This is a genomic window from Methylomicrobium sp. Wu6, from assembly GCF_035916875.1.
Taxonomy (GTDB): domain Bacteria; phylum Pseudomonadota; class Gammaproteobacteria; order Methylococcales; family Methylomonadaceae; genus Methylomicrobium.
Genome location: NZ_JAXUHN010000070.1, coordinates 69,607 through 86,844, shown reverse-complemented (window position 1 = coordinate 86,844; position 17,238 = coordinate 69,607). Strand labels below are relative to the sequence as shown.

Below are 17,238 nucleotides of genomic sequence, written 5' to 3'. Positions count from 1 at the left end.
AAGGGGCACCAAAGTGAGCTGTACACCTCGTTCATGAGCGGCACCAGCGCGGCTTTGTCCAGCCGGTCGTAGCCGAATAATTGCCTGGCGTGGGTCCAGTTTTTCTGCTCGACGTGGGCGTTATCATTTTTCTTATAGGGTCTGGAACGTGTGAAGGCGGGTTGTTGCGGGTGATCGGTGAAATAGCGCAACAAATGCTGGTTGAGAAATTCCGAACCGTTGTCGCAATCGAAGCCGCGCAAAGGGAACGGCAATAGGCCCTCGATGGCCTGAATCTGCGCCAAGACGCCTTGCGAGCCTTTGTTCCAGGTCGCCCGACATTCGGTCCAGCCGGTGACGATATCCGTCATCGTCAGGCTCCAGACAAAATCACCGGCCAAAGACGTGCCGCAGTGGGCGACGGTATCGGCTTCGACGAAGCCAGGCTGGGTTTCGTCCCAATGCTGGGTGCGAATGGGAATCTGGGCTTTCAACAGCGAACCGGGTTTGGTGCCGGACAGGCCTTTGGGATGCTGGACGCGCAAGGGTTTGAGCAAGCGATCCAAGGTCGCGGCCGACACCTTCAGCAAGCTGGCGCGTTGGCTGTCAGCCAAGGGGCCGTACTGCTCTTCGTAGTGCGGCAGCCAGATTGGTATCGCCGCCTTCAGGCGCTTGCCGCACAATTGATCGCTGGCGAACCAGATGCGGCGCAACGGTTCCATCAGCACCTCGGCTTGATATTTTCGCTTGGGGCCGGGCCGTTTGGGCGATGCGCTGGCTTTATCGATTTTGCGATTGAGCAAGCGAATCGCATACTTGCGGGCATAGCCGCAGACCTCGCAAAACTCGTTCAGGATCGTTTGTTTCGCCGCTCTCTCGCTTTGTCGATAGCGTTTTTGGATGGCTTGTAAATAAGCGCGTCGTTCGTGTTTTCCCATTGCTGTAATCCGATGCTGTTCGGTTACACACAATGTGAGGCAACGACCCTCTTTTACCGAGGTCTTGGGTTACTTTTAATTTGAGGCAATTCGCTCCCTGACGACCAGACTTGGATCATTGCACTACAAATGCTAGTCTATGCTAGGTTGTGAACCTGTCAGTTTTCCGAACGCCGTCGGAAAAATCAAAAATTTTATTTTTGGGAGAGAATATGAGGTTAAAAGTATTGATTGCAAGCGTTGGCTTGACGCTAATTACCGGTTGCACAGCAACGGTAGACAAAAATTCCGTCCAGGCCACGTCGGCTACTCCGACTTCGATGCAGGTTGAAACAGTGCACATCCCCTTTGATTCTGCTCAGCCGATCTACGTCGTTACGGTTGAACCCTTGCAGGTCGGCACGGGCGGTTCCGCCGGCGGACCGCCCCCGAGCAGCGGGCAATCCAGAGGAAATTATTCCGGATGGGGGCCGTTCGGCTGGATTGGTCCGCGCGGCGGCACCCCGGCTCCCACCGCCTATGAAGGCCACTTAGAGGGCATGAGCGAAAAAGTTGGCAAAGGCATTGCCGCGCAGTTGTTGAGCGCCCTCGGCAACTCGGGAAATATTGTAGTGATTGATTACGATCATTACTTGAAGAATGCGGATAATCCGGCGAGCTTATTACGTCCCGGCGAGGTTGGGCCTTTCGTGATTAAAGGCACTGTCACCGAATTTAGCGAGGTAGCGGAAGCTAATAACGAGCGCCAGGGTGGCTCGCTGGGTTGGGCGGGAACGGTATTGGGAGTTGCCGGAGCGATTTCCGGAACGCCGGCCGCAGGTATTGCCGGCGCGGCGGTCTCGGCCGCAAATCCGACCTGGGAAAATACCAAGGCTCGCCGTACCGGCGCTGTTGGACTGGATTTGCAAGTCGTCGAGCCCAATAGCGGGCGCATGGTCGGCACCATCGTTTCGCACGGCAGTTTCTCCGCGGAATCGGCCAGCAGCGGCGTATCGGTATTCGGTATTGGCGGCGGCGAAAGCGCTTTTGCCGCCAGCGCCTTAGGACAGGCAACCCGCGCCGCGATGAATGATACGGTTAAACAGTTATCGGACCAACTGCGCATCAAAGGCCGAGCTTTTGAACCTGCCAAAGCGCCCGAGATAAAAAAATCCGTTTCCAAAAAAAGCCGGAAAAAACACTAAGGGTTTCGTTAACAGCTGACTCTTTCTGGTTCTTATGCATAGCATCTGAACCAGAAAATGAGATTGACGGATAGCCATCACAAAATTTACAAACCCTACCATGCGGACCGCTAAGTAAGGGGGAAGCTCTTAGGTGTAATCGTAGTCGCTACGCCTTGAATTGCCATCGCTAGTGTTGTGACAATCTGCCCCAACACTTAGCCATGCATAGATTGGCGGCGATTTGCCTAAGAACCCTGTCGAATCAACTCGGCAATGTCTTGTCGTTCTGTTTACTCCCCAATCCGCTGGTAAGCTGCGTGCATTTTTGCTTCGCCGACGCCGGCGCATAGAGAAAATCCGGATAGGGGAAATTATCTTTTTCGGCCAATCCGAGTTTTTTGCGCTCGGCGCACCAGCGTCTTTGGAAATAGTCCGCGAACAGGTCGGGCATGTTCCAGTTAGCCGATTCAAAAGAATATTCCGCGTTGGTCTTTTGCTCAGCCTGCCAGTGCAGATACGGCATTCTGCCGACCGGTTCGGAGAGATAAAAACTGTTGTAGATTTCCAGCATTTTCGGCGCGTTGCGCAGGATGATGAACAGCGGGATGCTCGGCAGCGTGTCATAGACGAAAACGCCCAACGACCCTTCGCTGCGGTCATCGATGCGTCCGGCGATATCTTCGAGCGAAGACAGGAATAAGCGATTGTATTGGCGAAACTCCTCGGTGCCGTAGCCGATGATTTCACTTGCGCACAGTTCGGAAATCGGGCAATCCTTTAAAATCAGCATCCGGAAGTGCACGCCCTTGCGGATGGCATGTTCCAGTTCCCGGCAATGATGTTTATAGCGCGGATCAAAGGTAATCAGCCAATACACATAATCGCCGGGATAAAGCCCGTGCATGAGCTCGGAAAAATCCAGCTCTTTGTTCGTGATGCCGACAAAGCCGCGTTTGGTGGCGTTGATCACGGTGCCATCGATATATTGGGTCAGCACGTTCTGAAACATTTTTTCGGTTTCCCGGCGTTCTTCGGTCGCGATGATCCAATGGTGAAAAAAACCGACCGAAATCACGACTGAGGTAAACAAGCCAAACTCCGAGATCAGTTTCAGCAGCCAGACATATTCCTTGTCGGAAAGATCGGTTGCCAGCACGCCGAAGATTTTGTGGACCACAAAGCCGCCAAAAATCAGAACCAGCGCGAACAGCCATTTCAGGATGGTAATATTCGATGACATGTCCTTCCCCTTTGCTTTTCGGGGCAAAAATTATTGATAATGAGGCTCTCTTATGGGTTACGCGGCATTTTTTAACAACTCTTCGACCCTGTGGCACATCATAAATTCATTCTTTAAACAGCCATGAACATGATCTGCAAACGTTTCATTTTCTTATTATCGATAGGCTTCGCGGCAACGGCGCAGGCAGCAACAGCCGTTGCGGAAATAGCTCACCTATTACAATTTGTCGAAGGGACCCAATGCCGTTACGAGCGCAACGGCAAGATGCACGGCGGCAAGGAAGCAGCCGAACATATCCGAAAGAAATACGCTCATTTCAAGGACGAGATTACGACGGCGGAGGATTTCATCGCGCTGAGCGCGACGAAGAGCGAGATGAGCGGGAAAAAATACCGGGTGTTTTGCGGGGATAAAAAAGTCCAGGACAGCGATCGCTGGCTGTTGGAAGAGTTGAAGCGGTACCGGCAATAAGATGCGCCGGAGTCGGAGTCTTTATAGGTCCGAGGCGGTCAGGATTTTGTAAAAATGATAGGCTGGCTCTTCGTAGGGATGGACGGCCAGCAGGGTCTGCACAACGGCTTGAATTACTTCGTTCCGGCAGATCATCTCGACCTTGTATTCCGCCAGTCTTTCCAGCCTGTCGCTTTCTCCGACATGCGGTCGGCTGCCTGCCAGCGGCCGAAACTGACCTTCGCCCCGCACCTGCCAGCAGCACCGGTCGTAGGCCTCGTAGTGGCCGGCGCCCTGCGCAAACAGCGCTGCCTTGACCGCTTCAAGGTGCGATTCAGGTACGTAGAAACAGAGTTGGTACATGGAGTTTTCAGGGCACGCCGCATAACCTTTCGGCAGGACGGGGTTTTTCAACCCCGTCCTGAAAGTTTAACGCCAGCTTCGAAGTTACGATAAAACGTGTGGACGGGTTTACAAAACCCGTCCGGCCGTGGATTTCGGGCTTAATTTTCTCCCGCTCGGACGTCAAACTCGATCTTCCAGCGCTGGCCGTCCTTTTGCGAAACCGCTTGCAATTCGAGCGTGCCGACTTCGGTGACCGCCGCGCCGAGATGCACCGGCACCACTTCGCCGGGACGGCGGTTTTCCGGAGGCAGCGTCACTTCGATCTCGTCGAGTTCGGTCAGTTCTTCGTCGCTCCAATAGGTCAAGCGCTCGCCGACCTGGTCGTCGCGGCGCGAGTTCGAGGCGAAGAAACGGAAGCGCACCGCTTCGCCGACCACGAGCCCGAATTCGTCGTCCGGCAGTTCTTCCCGGGTGCCTTCTTCCATGCCGAACGGTGCAATGCACAAGGCTTGCAGTTCCGGCGGCAGGCCGGGCACGGCGGGCATCGCGCTTTCGACGCCGACGTAATACGACGCCGCGGTACCGCCCTTGATCCGCACGCCTTTGCCTTTGCGGACGACGCCATAGTACGACGCGCCGCGCGCGACCGCCAGATCGAGGTCGGCGCCGGGCAAGAGTCTTGCCTCGGGCGCACCTTCCTCTGTCAGCCAGGCATTCAACACCTCGAGCAAGCGTCCGGCCAACGGTTCGGCCTTCAGCACGCCGCCGTTGAACAGGATTGCGGTTGGATGCAGGAAGGTCGCATCCTTGGGCAGGTTGACGTCTTTCAGGTCAGCGGCAGCGCTTTGCTGTTTGGCCAGGAAGGCGGCCAGGTGGCGGGTGATCGCGGCATCCTGCGCATAAGGCAGGCCGACCGTTCTGAGGCCGGTACGCGGTCTGACCACCGGCCGGTCGGCGGCGCCGACCTTCGGGATGAAGCCTTCGACCAGCACCTGATTGATTTCGTCGCGGGTCAGTTCGGTGCGCAAGGCACCGCCGATCAGCGACGAACCGCGGTTCGCGACCACGATCGGCAGTTGCTCGATCGCCGCATCGCTGAAGATTTTCTCCTTCGCATCGCGGCAGCTGTGCGTCAAAGCCTGCACCTGCCACGGTTCGAGCCGGCGGCCGTCTTTTTCGAGCTTGGCTTTGACCGTATAGGCGAGCGCGAGGTCCATGTTGTCGCCGCCGAGCAGGATGTGATCGCCGACAGCGACACGGGTCAGCTCGAGGTTGCCGTCGTTGTCGGTCACCGCGATCAGCGACAGGTCGGTGGTGCCGCCGCCGATGTCGATGACCAGGATGATGTCGCCGCATTGCGCATAGTTCCGCCAGTCGCCGTGGCTTTGCTCGATCCAGCTGTACAGCGCGGCCTGCGGTTCCTCCAGCAGGATTGCCTGACCCAGGCCGACCGCGCGCGCGGCTTCGGCGGTCAGTTCGCGGGCGGCCGGATCGAACGATGCCGGCACGGTGATTACCACGTCCTGATCTTCGAGCGGCGTATCGGGATGGAGATTCCGCCAGGCATCATGCATGTGCTGCAAATACGCGGTGGTCGCCGCGAACGGCGACACGCGCTCGACTTCCTCGGGCGCATCGCTCGGCAGAATGGGCGACTTGCAATCGACGCCCGCATGGCAGAGCCAGCTCTTCGCGCTCGCGACCAGACGAATCGGCGTCTTGCTGCCGAGCGCGCGGGCGATTTCGCCGACCAGATAATCCGGTTTTTGCGACCAGGGCAGGGCGGTCGAACCTTCGGCCAGTTCAGCCTCATGCGCCTGATATAAAAACGAAGGCAATTGCTGTTTGTCTTCGACCGCGCCGGGCGAAGTCAGCTGAGGAATCGCCAGCACTTCGGGCGAGAAGTCGTCGTCTTCGACCTTGCTCAGGTCGGCATAGGACAACACGCAATGGGTGGTGCCGAGGTCGATGCCGACCGAAAAGCGCGGGCCGGTTTCAATCGCTTGATTGTCTTCGCTCATAATTCCACCTCCGCCGGGGCGATGATATTGGCGTTATAGCCTTGCGTCAGTTTCGGCAAGCGGATTTGCGTGACCTGCCAGCCTTTGTGCACCAGCGTGCCTGTGAACGGCGCCTCGCCGGTCACCTTGCCGGTCAGCCGCACGCTCGCCGCATCGAAGCCTTTCGGCAGCGTGACTTTGCCGCCTTCCTGTTCGCTGCGCACGGTGGCCAGGGTAAAGTGCTCGTTAATCACCTTGTTGCAGCCTTCGTGCACGACGCGCGCCGCGACGCCGATGTCCGCATCGTTGAAGGCGGACAGATCTTCCTTGATGAAGTCGATGAAACGCGCCTGCTGCTGTAAAAGCCCCAGCAATTGCAGCGCCGCGTCCGGGGTCGATTCTTTCAGGATCACCGGCTCCGGCGCGGGGCCGGGCACGATTTTTTCGACTTCGACGATTTTCTCGACGATCTTCACGATCGGTTCCGGCGCTGGCGCAACGACAGGCGCAACAGTTGCCGTGCAGGCATGTTTCTTTCGGCATCGAGACATCGCGATCAACATCGACAACAGCACGAAGATCAGGATCAGCGCCAAAACGGCGGCGGCTCCGGCCAGGCAAACGTGCCAAAGGTCAAAGGTGGTCGGTCGTAGGGACAGATCGATTGCATATTGCATATTCATAATCACTCCTTATTTGGCTTGGCCGGCTTCGCGGGCGGCGGCCGCAAACATCAGGTTTTGCAGCACCGCGCGGGTCGTTTGCATGCGCATCTGCTTCAGATGGCGGCCAATGATCACCTCGGGCACTTTTTCGGCCGCATAGACGTCGCGCACCTTCGCCAGCACCGGCTCGCATTGCTTGACGACCTGCTCGGCGCCTTTGCGCACATCGATTGACTGATAAGCGGTTTTGCGCATTTCGGCATCCGCGCATTTTTTGTATTCGAATTGGGATTCCTGGATTTTCTTGATCGTCGCATCGGACAAGGAGGTGTTATGCCATTCGTTTTTCGGGTCGTCAGCGAAAACGGCGAAGGAGGAAGACAATAAAACAAGCAAAAGAAACTGTTTCATGATGATTCTCGGGATGATTAAAGGGAAAATAAGCAATCGATTTGACCTGCTGCGCAGGAGCGGACGGTTCGAAGCGATATTAGGGCGATACGCGTTTTTTCAAGCGGTATATTGCCCGGTGCTTTGCCGTTGAAAACAATAAATTCAATAGGTTAAAAAACATCTTGGGGTATAATGACAGACAGTATATTGGAAACTTGCGACAAAGGCATGTACAAAGTCAAGGGCCGGCTGATTTATCAAAGCCACGATGACGACGGCGTCATCGAAGTGGTCGAACAAAACGGCGTCAGGTCGCTGCACTTCGGTTCCTCCGCAAGGCAAAGCAGCATACGCCTGGACGATCCGGAAAATCTGGAGCTGGCCTATCTGCGCGCGATGAATAGCTGGATGCTGTTTAAAAACGCTCCGGAGCATGGGCTACTACTTGGTTTGGGCGGCGGTTCGCTCGCCCGGCACCTATTATATCATTTTCCGGATTGCCGGTTAGTTGCGGTGGAGTACCGCAAAGACGTGGTCAAGGTCGCGCGCAGCCATTTCGGCCTGCCGCTGGACAAGCGCCTGAAGGTGATCCTGGACGACGGCGGCCATTACGTGCGCCGCCGCTCTGAAACTTTACAGGGCTATTTCTGTCTCTTGTTCGTCGATATTTTCGATCATGACGGCATGTCGCCATCGCTGTCGAACATAGAGTTTTTCGATGCCTGCCGCGCTTTGCTGACGGATGACGGCATGCTGGTCGTGAATCTATGGAATACCGACAAGGATCTGTTCGCTTCCTATTGCGATTGGCTGAATAAGGCCTTTCAGGAGCGGGTGCTGTATTTGCCGATCAAAACCCATGACAATATCATCGCTCTGGCCTTCAACAAAGGCGCTCCGCAGTATTCGCTGAAGACATTGCGCAGCCGGGCGGAAGCGCTCGAACAAATTTATGGTCTCGACTTTTCAAGCTTTCTGAAAGCCCTCATCAAATCCAATTCCAGCGTTATCAACCGAGTAATCACAAAATGACCCATCCTGCTTTTTCCGCCGAGCCGTATTTATTCGGCTATCGTAAATTTTGGGCGCAGCGTTTCGGCGTGGCCCCCGAACTGCCGATGAGCAAGCAGGAAATGGATGCCTTGGGCTGGGACAGTTGCGACATCATTCTGGTGACCGGCGATGCCTATATCGATCATCCGAGCTTCGGCATGGCGCTGATCGGGCGCGTGCTCGAAGCGCAGGGTTTTCGTGTCGGCATCATCTCGCAGCCCGACTGGACCCGCGTGGACGATTTCCGCAAGCTCGGTCGTCCGAACTTGTTTTTCGGCGTGACCGGCGGCAACATGGATTCGATGGTGAACCGCTACACGTCCGACAAAAAAATCCGCTCGAACGACGCTTACACCGCGGACGGCGCGGCTGGCAAGCGTCCCGACCGTGCAGTCAGCGTCTATTCGCACCGCTGCCGCGAAGCGTTTAAGGACGTGCCGGTTATCATCGGCGGCATCGAAGCGAGCCTCCGCCGCATTGCGCATTACGACTACTGGTCCGATACGGTCAAGAAATCGGTTCTGCTCGACTCGAAGGCCGATCTCTTGGTTTACGGCAACGGCGAACGGCAGATTGTCGAAATTGCTCATCGTTTGGCGCATGGCGAAGCGATTAGTGACATTACCGGCATTCGCGGCACCGCGCACTTCGTGAAGGATATTCCGGCCGGTTACGCGGTCAAGGACTCGACCGAAGTAGACAAGCCGGGAGCGCTGATGCCGCCGCAAGATCCTTATCAGGAACAGCCGGCCTGCGAGACCAAAGCGCCGGAGGCTGCGGCGGGCGAAAGCGTGATCAAATTCGACAAGACCCTGCTCAGAAGCCAGCGCGCGAACACCGTGATCCGCCTGCCCGCCTACGAGGCAGTCAAGGACGATCCAATTCTGTACGCGCATGCCTCCAGGGTGATGCACGGCGAAACCAACCCCGGCAATGCGCGCCCGTTGATCCAGCAGCACGGTCCGCGCCAGGTCTGGATCAATCCGCCGCCGATCCCGTTGACCACCAAGGAAATGGACGGCGTTTTCGATCTGCCGTATTCGCGCCTGCCGCACAAGACCTATGGCAAGGCGAACATTCCCGCGTTCGAAATGATCCAGCATTCGGTCAACATCATGCGCGGCTGCTTCGGTGGCTGTTCCTTCTGTTCGATCACCGAACACGAAGGTCGCATCATCCAGAGTCGTTCGGAAGACTCGATCATCCGCGAAATCGAAGCGATCCGCGACACCTCGCCGGCCTTTACCGGCCACATCTCGGACCTGGGCGGCCCGACCGCGAACATGTACCGGCTCGCCTGCAAGGACCCGAAGATCGAGGCGGCCTGCCGTAAGCCCTCCTGCGTGTTCCCCGGCATCTGTCCGAATCTGAATACCGACCACACGCCGCTGATCAAGCTTTACCGACGCGCGCGCGCCTTGCCCGGCATCAAGAAAATATTCATCGCCTCGGGTCTGCGCTACGACCTTGCGGTCACCTCACCCGAATACGTGAAGGAACTGGTCACACACCATGTCGGCGGCTATCTGAAAATCGCCCCCGAACACACCGAGCAGGGCCCGCTGTCGAAAATGATGAAACCGGGCATCGGCACCTACGACCGCTTCAAGGAGATGTTCGACAAATATTCGAAGGAAGCCGGCAAGGAGCAATACCTGATCCCTTATTTCATCGCCGCGCATCCCGGCACGACCGACCTCGACATGCTGAATCTGGCCCTGTGGCTGAAACGCCACGGCTTCCGCGCCGACCAGGTGCAGGCCTTCCTGCCGTCGCCGATGGCGATCGCGACCGCAATGTACCATTCCGGCCTCGACACGCTACATAAGGTCGGTCGCGGCGCCGACAAGATTTTCATCCCGAAAAGTGTTAAACAGCGCCGTCTGCACAAGGCCTTCCTGCGCTACCACGACCCGAACAACTGGCCGTTGCTCCGCGAAGCATTGAAGGAGATGGGGCGCAGCGACCTGATCGGCAACGGCAAGTACCACCTGATCCCGTCCTTCCAGCCCAAAGGCACCGGCGTCCCTACCGAAAGGGTGCAACACTTCAGGACCAAGCACACCGGACAGGAAGCGGGATTGATCGGGAAAAAACGGGAGCGTACTGGCGTCAACCCGCGCGCGGCCAAGAGGTCGAAATGATTTTCTGTGCGTACAAATATGATTTTGATTGATTTTTCGAAATGAAATCGGGCTTGAGCCATCAAGCCCGATTTCAAGCGTTCAAAAAGTGCTGGTCAGAATCAAATTATTCTGTATAATTACCGGTTCTTAGCTGGCGTAGCTCAGTTGGTAGAGCAGCTGATTTGTAATCAGCCGGTCGCGGGTTCGAGTCCCATCGCCAGCTCCAGATAAATCAAGGGTTTAGATGCAAATCTAAACCCTTTTTTATTTCTGGGGTTACACTCCAAAAAATCTGAAGCTCCTTAATAAAAAGGGGATTCTCAGAAGGCAGTTCCATCACAAGATATTTAACGACATCGGTTTTAGGATAAGTTTCGATGCGATGATGGCCAAAAAAAATCTCAGTGAATCCGACATCTGCGCCAAGTACATTACCCCAAGCCTGATCCAATCTGGTTGGGATGAAGTAACGCAGATCCGCAGGGAAGTCTTTTTCACCAAAGGTCGCATCATAGTCCGCGGCAGACTGGTTACGCGGGGCAAAGCCAAGCGAGCCGATTACGTTCTGTATTATCAGCACATCCCCATCGCTTTAATCGAAGCCAAGGATAACAACCACTCGGTCGGCGACGGGATGCAGCAGGCTTTGGATTATGCGGCCGCTTTGGACGTACCGTTTGTATTCTCCAGCAACGGCGACGGTTTTTTATTTCACGACAAAACCGGTAAGTCCATTTTATTGGAACAAAACCTGACGCTTGAACAATTTCCAAGCCCAGGCCAATTATGGCAAAACTACCGTATTTGGAAAAAGCTGGACTCCGGACAAGAAAGCATCGTTCTGGAGCCCTATTACGGCGACGGTAGCGGAAAAGAGCCGCGCTACTACCAACGCAATGCCATCAACGCCACCATCGAAGCCATCGCCAAGGGTCAAGAGCGCGTTCTTCTAGTCATGGCAACCGGCACCGGCAAGACCTATACCGCCTTCCAAATCATCTGGCGCCTCTGGAAATCGAACTGGCGCCAACACGGTCACAAATTCGTCGGGAGCGAATTTGGGCATCCGCAGGATGCCCGCAGGGTAAGCCCCAGGGATGGGGCTTATCAAAAGCGAGTGCTGTTTCTGGCCGACCGCAACGTGCTGATCAACCAAACGATGGTCAACGACTTTCGACCGTTCGGTCCAGCCATGGCCAAGCTCAGCACCAATTCAAAGACCATCGAACGCGACGACGGCACCTCCATCGATTTAACCACCGCCATCGACAACAAACGCCGCATCGATACCGCCTACGAAATCTACCTGGGCCTTTACCAAGCGCTGACCGGCCCGGAAGAGCGGCAAAAGATTTACCGCGAACTTTCGCCCGACTTTTTCGATTTGGTCATTGTTGACGAATGCCATCGCGGCAGCGCCGCCGAAGACTCCGCCTGGCGCGAGATTCTGGAGCATTTCAAACCGGCTACCCAGATCGGCCTGACCGCCACCCCCAAGGAAACCGAATACGTTTCCAATATCTATTACTTCGGCGAACCGGTCTATACCTACTCGCTCAAGCAGGGCATCAGCGACGGTTTTCTCGCGCCCTACAAAGTGATCAAAGTCCATCTGGACATCGATGTCGAAGGCTACCGTCCCAAGAAAAGCGAAAAAGACCAGAACGGCATGGTTATCGATGACCGCATTTACAACATCAAAGACTTCGACCGCACCATTATCATCGACAGCCGTACCCAACGCGTCGCTAAATGGATTTCCGATTACCTCAAACAAAGCGGCGACCGTCATCAAAAAACCATCGTCTTTTGCGTCGATACCGAACACGCCGCGTTGATGCGTCAGGCACTGATTTTGGAAAATCAGGACGAAGTGCTGAAGAACGAACGCTACATCATGCGCATCACCGGCGACGATGCGGCCGGCACCGCGCAACTGGATAACTTCATCGACCCGGAATCGACTTATCCTGTTATCGTCACCACCTCGCGCCTGTTGTCGACGGGTGTGGATGCGCAAACCTGCAAATTGATCGTGATCGACCGTCCGGTCGGCTCGATGACCGAGTTCAAGCAAATCCTGGGACGCGGCACCCGGCTGTATGAAGACCTGAAGAAATTCTATTTCACCCTGATCGACTTTCGCCAAGCCAGCGCACACTTTGCCGACAAAGCCTTCGACGGCGAACCGGTACAAATCTATGAACCGGCCGAGGACGATCCGGTAACCCCGCCCGACGACATTCCGCCGTCCAGTGATCCGGACGAGCCGATTCCCGAGCAGCCCGGCAACGATGAGGAAATCCTGGCCGATCCGCCCGGCGGCCAGGAACCGCCGGTGATTTCAGAGCCGGCGCCCAAATACCGCGTCAAAGGCAAACCGGTTAGCGTGCTGAAAGAGCGTATCGAATACCTCGACGAAAACGGCAAGCTGATCACCGAATCGTTGCGCGACTATTCACGTAAAACCATCCGCGCCCACTACGCCAGTCTGGACCAATTCCTGAAACGCTGGAAGAACACCGAGCGCAAGGACGCGATCATCGAGGAACTTGCCGAAGAAGGTCTGTTGCTCGATCCGCTGCTGGAAGAAGTCGGCAAGGACCTCGATCCCTTCGACCTGATTTGCCACATCGCCTTCGACCGTCCGGCGCTGACCCGCCGGGAGCGCGCTAACAACGTCAAAAAACGCGACGTATTCACCCAATATGGCGAGCAAGCGCGCGCCGTGCTGGAAGCCTTGCTGGACAAATACCAGGACGAAGGCGTCGTTACCGGCCTGGATAACGTCAAAATACTCGAAATCGCACCCTTCAATAGCATGGGGATGCCCATCCAACTGATCAAACAATTCGGCGGCAAAGCCAATTTCGAACACGCCGTGCACGAACTGCAAGCCGCGCTCTACGAGGAAATCGCCTAAATCATGTCAGCCCGCAACACCGTCAAATCCATCCAGGACATCATGCGCCAGGATGTCGGCGTCGATGGCGATGCCCAGCGCCTGTCCCAGCTGTGCTGGATGTTTTTCCTGAAAATCATCGACGACCAGGACCAACAACTGGAAATCATGCAGGACGATTACCAATCGCCGATCCCGGAAAAATCCCAATGGCGCAACTGGGCCGCCGATCCCGAAGGCATCACCGGCGACGCTCTTATGGCCTTTATCAATGGCGAATTGTTTCCAACCCTCAAGGAGCTTCCCGCCGCCGGCAATCAGGCCAACCGCGCCCGCGTCGTCAAAAGCGTGTTCGAAGATGCGTACAACTACATGAAGTCCGGCCAGTTGATGCGGCAGGTGATCAACAAAATCAGCGGTATCGATTTCAATAACCTGGCCGAGCGCAAACACTTCGGCGACATCTACGAACAACTGCTCAACGACCTTCAAAGCGCCGGCAATGCCGGCGAATACTACACCCCGCGCGCGGTCACCGCCTTCATGGTCGACCGCATCGACCCCAAGCCCGGCGAAATCCTGTTCGATCCGTCCTGCGGCACCGGCGGCTTTCTGACCTGCGCGATTCGCCACATGCGCGACCGCTATGTCAAAAGACCCGAAGACGAACAAGCCCTGCAAGCCAGCCTGCGTGCGGTCGAAAAAAAGCAGCTGCCGCACATGCTCTGCGTCACCAACATGCTGCTGCACGGCGTCGAAGACCCGAGCTTCGTCCGCCACGATAACACATTGGCCCGGCCTTACATCAGTTGGAGCCAGGCCGACCGAGTCGACATCATCCTGACCAATCCGCCGTTCGGCGGCCGCGAGGAAGACGGCATCGAGTCCAACTTTCCGGCCCACTTCCGCACCAAGGAAACCGCCGACCTGTTCCTGGCGCTGTTCATCCGCCTGCTGAAGCCAGGCGGCCGCGCCGCGATCGTCTTGCCGGACGGCTCGCTGTTCGGCGAAGGCGTCAAAACCCGCCTGAAAGAACACCTGCTGCAGGAATGCAACCTGCACACGATTGTCCGTTTGCCCAACAGCGTGTTCAAGCCCTACGCCAGCATCGGCACCAACCTGTTGTTCTTTGAAAAAGGCCAGCCGACTCAAGAAGTCTGGTTTTACGAGCATCAGGTGCCGGCCACACAAAAAGCCTATTCCATGACCAAACCCATTCGAGTCGAACATCTCAAAGGATGCGTCGATTGGTGGGGAGGTGCGGATAGGCAAGGCCGCCAGGAAACTGAACAAACCTGGAAAGTCACCATTGCCGACATCAAAGCGCGCAACTACAACCTGGACTACAAAAATCCGCATACCGTCGCCACCGACCACGGCAATCCGGCAGAACTGCTGGCAAAACTAGAACAAGACGAACAAACTGCCGCCAAGCTGCGCGATCAGCTCAAAAGCATTCTGGCAGAGGCTTTATTGAGATGAACGCAGAACAATTACTGCAACATTTCGACCGCATCAGCGAAGCGCCGGATGCCATTGCGCGGTTGCGGCGGTTTATCCTGGATTTGGCCGTGCGCGGGAAACTAGTCGAGCAAGATCCGAATGATGAGCCGGCGAGTGAGTTGGTGAAACGGATTCAGCTTGAAAAACATCGCTTGGTTAAAGAAGGCAAAGTTAAATTGCAGGAACCACTGCCAAGCATAAATGATGGTGAGATCGAATATGAAATTCCTCCGAGTTGGCAACCTACTCGAATTGGCGGTCTTCTCACAGTAATTCGTGGAGCATCTCCACGTCCCAAGGGTGATCCAAAATATTTTTCAGTCGAAAGAACCGGCTATCATTGGATCAAAATTTCCGATATTCGCAAGCATTCAAAGAATAGAGTGCTATATGACACTGATGAGTTTCTAACCGAAGCAGGAATGGAAAAGAGTGTGCTACTGCCAAAAGGTACACTCATCATGACTAATAGTGCTACCATTGGTGTACCTATTTTTCTAGGGTTTGAGGGCGGTTGCATTCATGACGGATATTTAGCTTTTCCTTATTTTCCTGATTCTGAAATATCAAAGGACTTTTTCTTTATACTGCTCCAAACTTTAGAATCTTACGCCTTGAAAATGGCTCGGGGCATGGCTCAGTTAAATTTAAACACTGGGCTCGTTCGAAACTTTCCTCTTGGGCTACCACCCCTGGCCGAACAACATCGCATCGTCGCCAAGGTCGATCAACTGATGGCGCTGTGCGACCAGTTGCAGGCGGCGCAAAACGAGCGCGAACAAAACCGCGACCGCTTGGTGGCCGCCAGCCTGCACCGACTGAATCAGCCCGCCGACGATGAGGCCGTTAATGCCCTGGAAGCCCAGCGCGAACAAGCCCATTTCCTCTTCAACCATCTGCCGCGCCTGACCACCCGCCCGGAACACATCAAGCAACTGCGCCAGACCATCCTCAACCTCGCCGTGCGAGGCAAGCTGGTGCCGCAAGACCCGAATGATGAGCCGGCGAGTGAACTGTTAAAACGAATTCAAATAGAAAAAGGGTGTCTTTCTAAAAAAGACGGTTCAAATAACAAACGGGAATTTGGGGAAAAACTGTTTGATCTTCCTTCTTCATGGGGTTGGGCAACACTTGGAGAGCTAGCGCTGAGCCTACGGTATGGAACATCAATAAAATGTTCCTATGAACAGGTTGGTTCCCCAGTACTTCGTATACCAAATATCGATAACGGCCGTATTGATAGTACAGACCTAAAGTTTGGATCACTATCGCAGCGTGAACTTGATGAATTTCGATTGGAGGATGGGGATATTTTAATGATCCGATCCAACGGAAGCCTTCATATCGTTGGTCGTCCTGCTTTAGTTGAAAGTCATTGCATTGGCTATAGCTTTGCGGGCTATCTGGTAAGGCTGAGATTTAGTAAAGGTAACGTTGTTCCAAGATATTTAGTTCTTGCTCTCAACTCAACATATGCCAGAGATCAAATTGAAATTCCTATAAGATCTGCGGTTGGTCTTAAAAATATAAATTCAACCGAAATCAGTCTACTTCATATTTCTCTGCCTCCCCTAGCCGAACAACACCGCATCGTCGCCAAAGTCGATGAACTGATGGCGCTGTGCGACCAACTGGAAACCCAACTTACCGACACCGCCACCGACAGCCGCCGTCTGCTGGAAGCCGTGCTGCACGGAGCACTATTGCCCGTCGGACAAGCCGCATGAGTATTGCCGCGCTCGCCATCATCGCCACGCTGTTGCTCTTGTTGACAGCGCTGTGGCGACGCTGGCGGCGCAGCGTGCGCGCCGACTATATCCGTGCCTACACCTTTCCGCCGGCCTTGTACGCCAAGCTGCAAAAGCGCCGGCCGGAACTGGCGCTGAAAGACTGCCAGTTGGTCGGGCGGGCGTTACGACAGTTTTTCCTGGCCTATTTGCAGGGCGGCTGCCGTTACGTGTCAATGCCGTCGCAAGTGGTCGACGATCTATGGCACGAACTGATCCTGTATACCCGCCATTACGATGCTTTCTGCAAGAAAGCCTTCGGCGGCTTTCTACACCATACGCCGGCCGTGGTGTTGAGCAGAAACCGGCAAAACAACACCGGCTTGCGCCGCATCTGGTGGCTGACCTGCCGCGAGGAAAACATCGACCCGCGCAAGCCCAGCCGCCTGCCGCTGCTGTTCGCGATCGATAAAAAACTCAATATCGAGGATGGCTTCATCTATGTGCCGGATTGCCGGGGCATTCGTCGCAGCGATGACAGCGACACCAACATCCCGTATTGCGGCGGCGATTTCTCCAGCAGCGATTTCGACGGCAGTACCGAAGGCTTCGGCGACTGGTCGGATGGCGGAAACGGTGATGGTGACGGCGGCGATAGTGGCTGTGGAGGCGGCTGCGGTGGCGATTGATGACTGACGGGATGAGGTAAGGGGCACTCACCATGCAACAGTTTAAGCGTTATATCGGC

The 17,238-nt window shown here is 55.5% G+C and carries 14 protein-coding genes and 1 tRNA gene; 9 read left to right on the top strand and 6 right to left on the bottom strand.

Going from position 1 to position 17,238, the window contains the following annotated elements; translation table 11 throughout:
* On the bottom strand, positions 1-917 hold a 917-nt coding region (locus U2W12_RS08860; protein ID WP_326500313.1), incomplete at its 3' end, for an integrase.
* A 212-nt stretch (positions 918-1,129) separates the two neighbouring features.
* Here U2W12_RS08860 and U2W12_RS08855 point away from each other — a divergent pair.
* Entirely contained in the window at positions 1,130-2,101 is a 972-nt protein-coding gene (locus tag U2W12_RS08855) for a hypothetical protein (RefSeq protein ID WP_326500312.1), read from the top strand.
* 244 nt (positions 2,102-2,345) lie between these two features.
* Here U2W12_RS08855 and U2W12_RS08850 read toward each other — a convergent pair whose 3' ends face one another.
* Positions 2,346-3,323 carry a hypothetical protein gene (locus U2W12_RS08850; protein WP_326500311.1) on the bottom strand — a complete coding sequence of 326 codons (978 nt, stop codon included), beginning with the start codon at positions 3,321-3,323 and terminating at the stop codon, positions 2,346-2,348.
* 123 nt (positions 3,324-3,446) lie between these two features.
* Between U2W12_RS08850 and U2W12_RS08845 the strand changes: the two genes are divergently transcribed.
* On the top strand, positions 3,447-3,797 hold the full coding sequence (locus U2W12_RS08845; RefSeq protein ID WP_326500310.1) for a DUF5329 family protein: 351 nt from the start codon (positions 3,447-3,449) through the stop codon (positions 3,795-3,797).
* A gap of 21 nt (positions 3,798-3,818) precedes the next feature.
* Here U2W12_RS08845 and U2W12_RS08840 read toward each other — a convergent pair whose 3' ends face one another.
* The 4 genes from U2W12_RS08840 to U2W12_RS08825 all read right to left on the bottom strand — a co-directional run bounded on the left by U2W12_RS08840 (position 3,819) and on the right by U2W12_RS08825 (position 7,197).
* On the bottom strand, positions 3,819-4,190 hold the full coding sequence (locus tag U2W12_RS08840) for an NGG1p interacting factor NIF3 (protein WP_326500309.1): 372 nt from the start codon (positions 4,188-4,190) through the stop codon (positions 3,819-3,821).
* Between the two features lie 89 nt (positions 4,191-4,279).
* Positions 4,280-6,142, bottom strand: coding sequence for an Hsp70 family protein (locus tag U2W12_RS08835; protein WP_326500308.1), 1,863 nt, complete (start codon positions 6,140-6,142; stop codon positions 4,280-4,282).
* Positions 6,139-6,804 carry a DUF2760 domain-containing protein gene (locus U2W12_RS08830; protein WP_326500307.1) on the bottom strand — a complete coding sequence of 222 codons (666 nt, stop codon included), beginning with the start codon at positions 6,802-6,804 and terminating at the stop codon, positions 6,139-6,141. Before U2W12_RS08830 ends, U2W12_RS08835 begins: the two co-directional genes overlap by 4 nt.
* 9 nt (positions 6,805-6,813) lie before the next feature.
* Positions 6,814-7,197: a hypothetical protein gene (locus U2W12_RS08825; protein ID WP_326500306.1), complete on the bottom strand. Its 384-nt coding sequence runs from the start codon at positions 7,195-7,197 to the stop codon at positions 6,814-6,816.
* Between the two features lie 174 nt (positions 7,198-7,371).
* Here U2W12_RS08825 and U2W12_RS08820 point away from each other — a divergent pair, with 174 nt between their 5' ends.
* The 7 genes from U2W12_RS08820 (at position 7,372) to U2W12_RS08790 (ending at position 17,179) form a co-directional block, all read left to right on the top strand.
* Complete coding sequence (locus tag U2W12_RS08820; protein WP_326500305.1) at positions 7,372-8,211, top strand: spermine synthase; 840 nt, start codon at positions 7,372-7,374, stop codon at positions 8,209-8,211.
* Positions 8,208-10,376 (top strand): YgiQ family radical SAM protein, encoded by a 2,169-nt coding sequence (locus U2W12_RS08815; protein ID WP_326500304.1) that lies wholly within the window; start codon positions 8,208-8,210, stop codon positions 10,374-10,376. Before U2W12_RS08820 ends, U2W12_RS08815 begins: the two co-directional genes overlap by 4 nt.
* A 132-nt stretch (positions 10,377-10,508) precedes the next feature.
* A tRNA-Thr gene (locus U2W12_RS08810) sits at positions 10,509-10,584 on the top strand.
* Between the two features lie 156 nt (positions 10,585-10,740).
* Positions 10,741-13,281: a DEAD/DEAH box helicase family protein gene (locus U2W12_RS08805; RefSeq protein WP_326500303.1), complete on the top strand. Its 2,541-nt coding sequence runs from the start codon at positions 10,741-10,743 to the stop codon at positions 13,279-13,281.
* A 3-nt stretch (positions 13,282-13,284) separates the two neighbouring features.
* Positions 13,285-14,742, top strand: a complete 1,458-nt coding sequence (locus U2W12_RS08800; RefSeq protein ID WP_326500302.1) for a class I SAM-dependent DNA methyltransferase — start codon at positions 13,285-13,287, stop codon at positions 14,740-14,742.
* Entirely contained in the window at positions 14,739-16,490 is a 1,752-nt protein-coding gene (locus U2W12_RS08795; protein ID WP_326500301.1) for a restriction endonuclease subunit S, read from the top strand. The genes U2W12_RS08800 and U2W12_RS08795 overlap by 4 nt, the downstream gene beginning before the upstream one ends.
* Positions 16,487-17,179, top strand: a complete 693-nt coding sequence (locus U2W12_RS08790) for a hypothetical protein (RefSeq protein WP_326500300.1) — start codon at positions 16,487-16,489, stop codon at positions 17,177-17,179. Before U2W12_RS08795 ends, U2W12_RS08790 begins: the two co-directional genes overlap by 4 nt.
* Positions 17,180-17,238 lie beyond the last annotated feature (59 nt).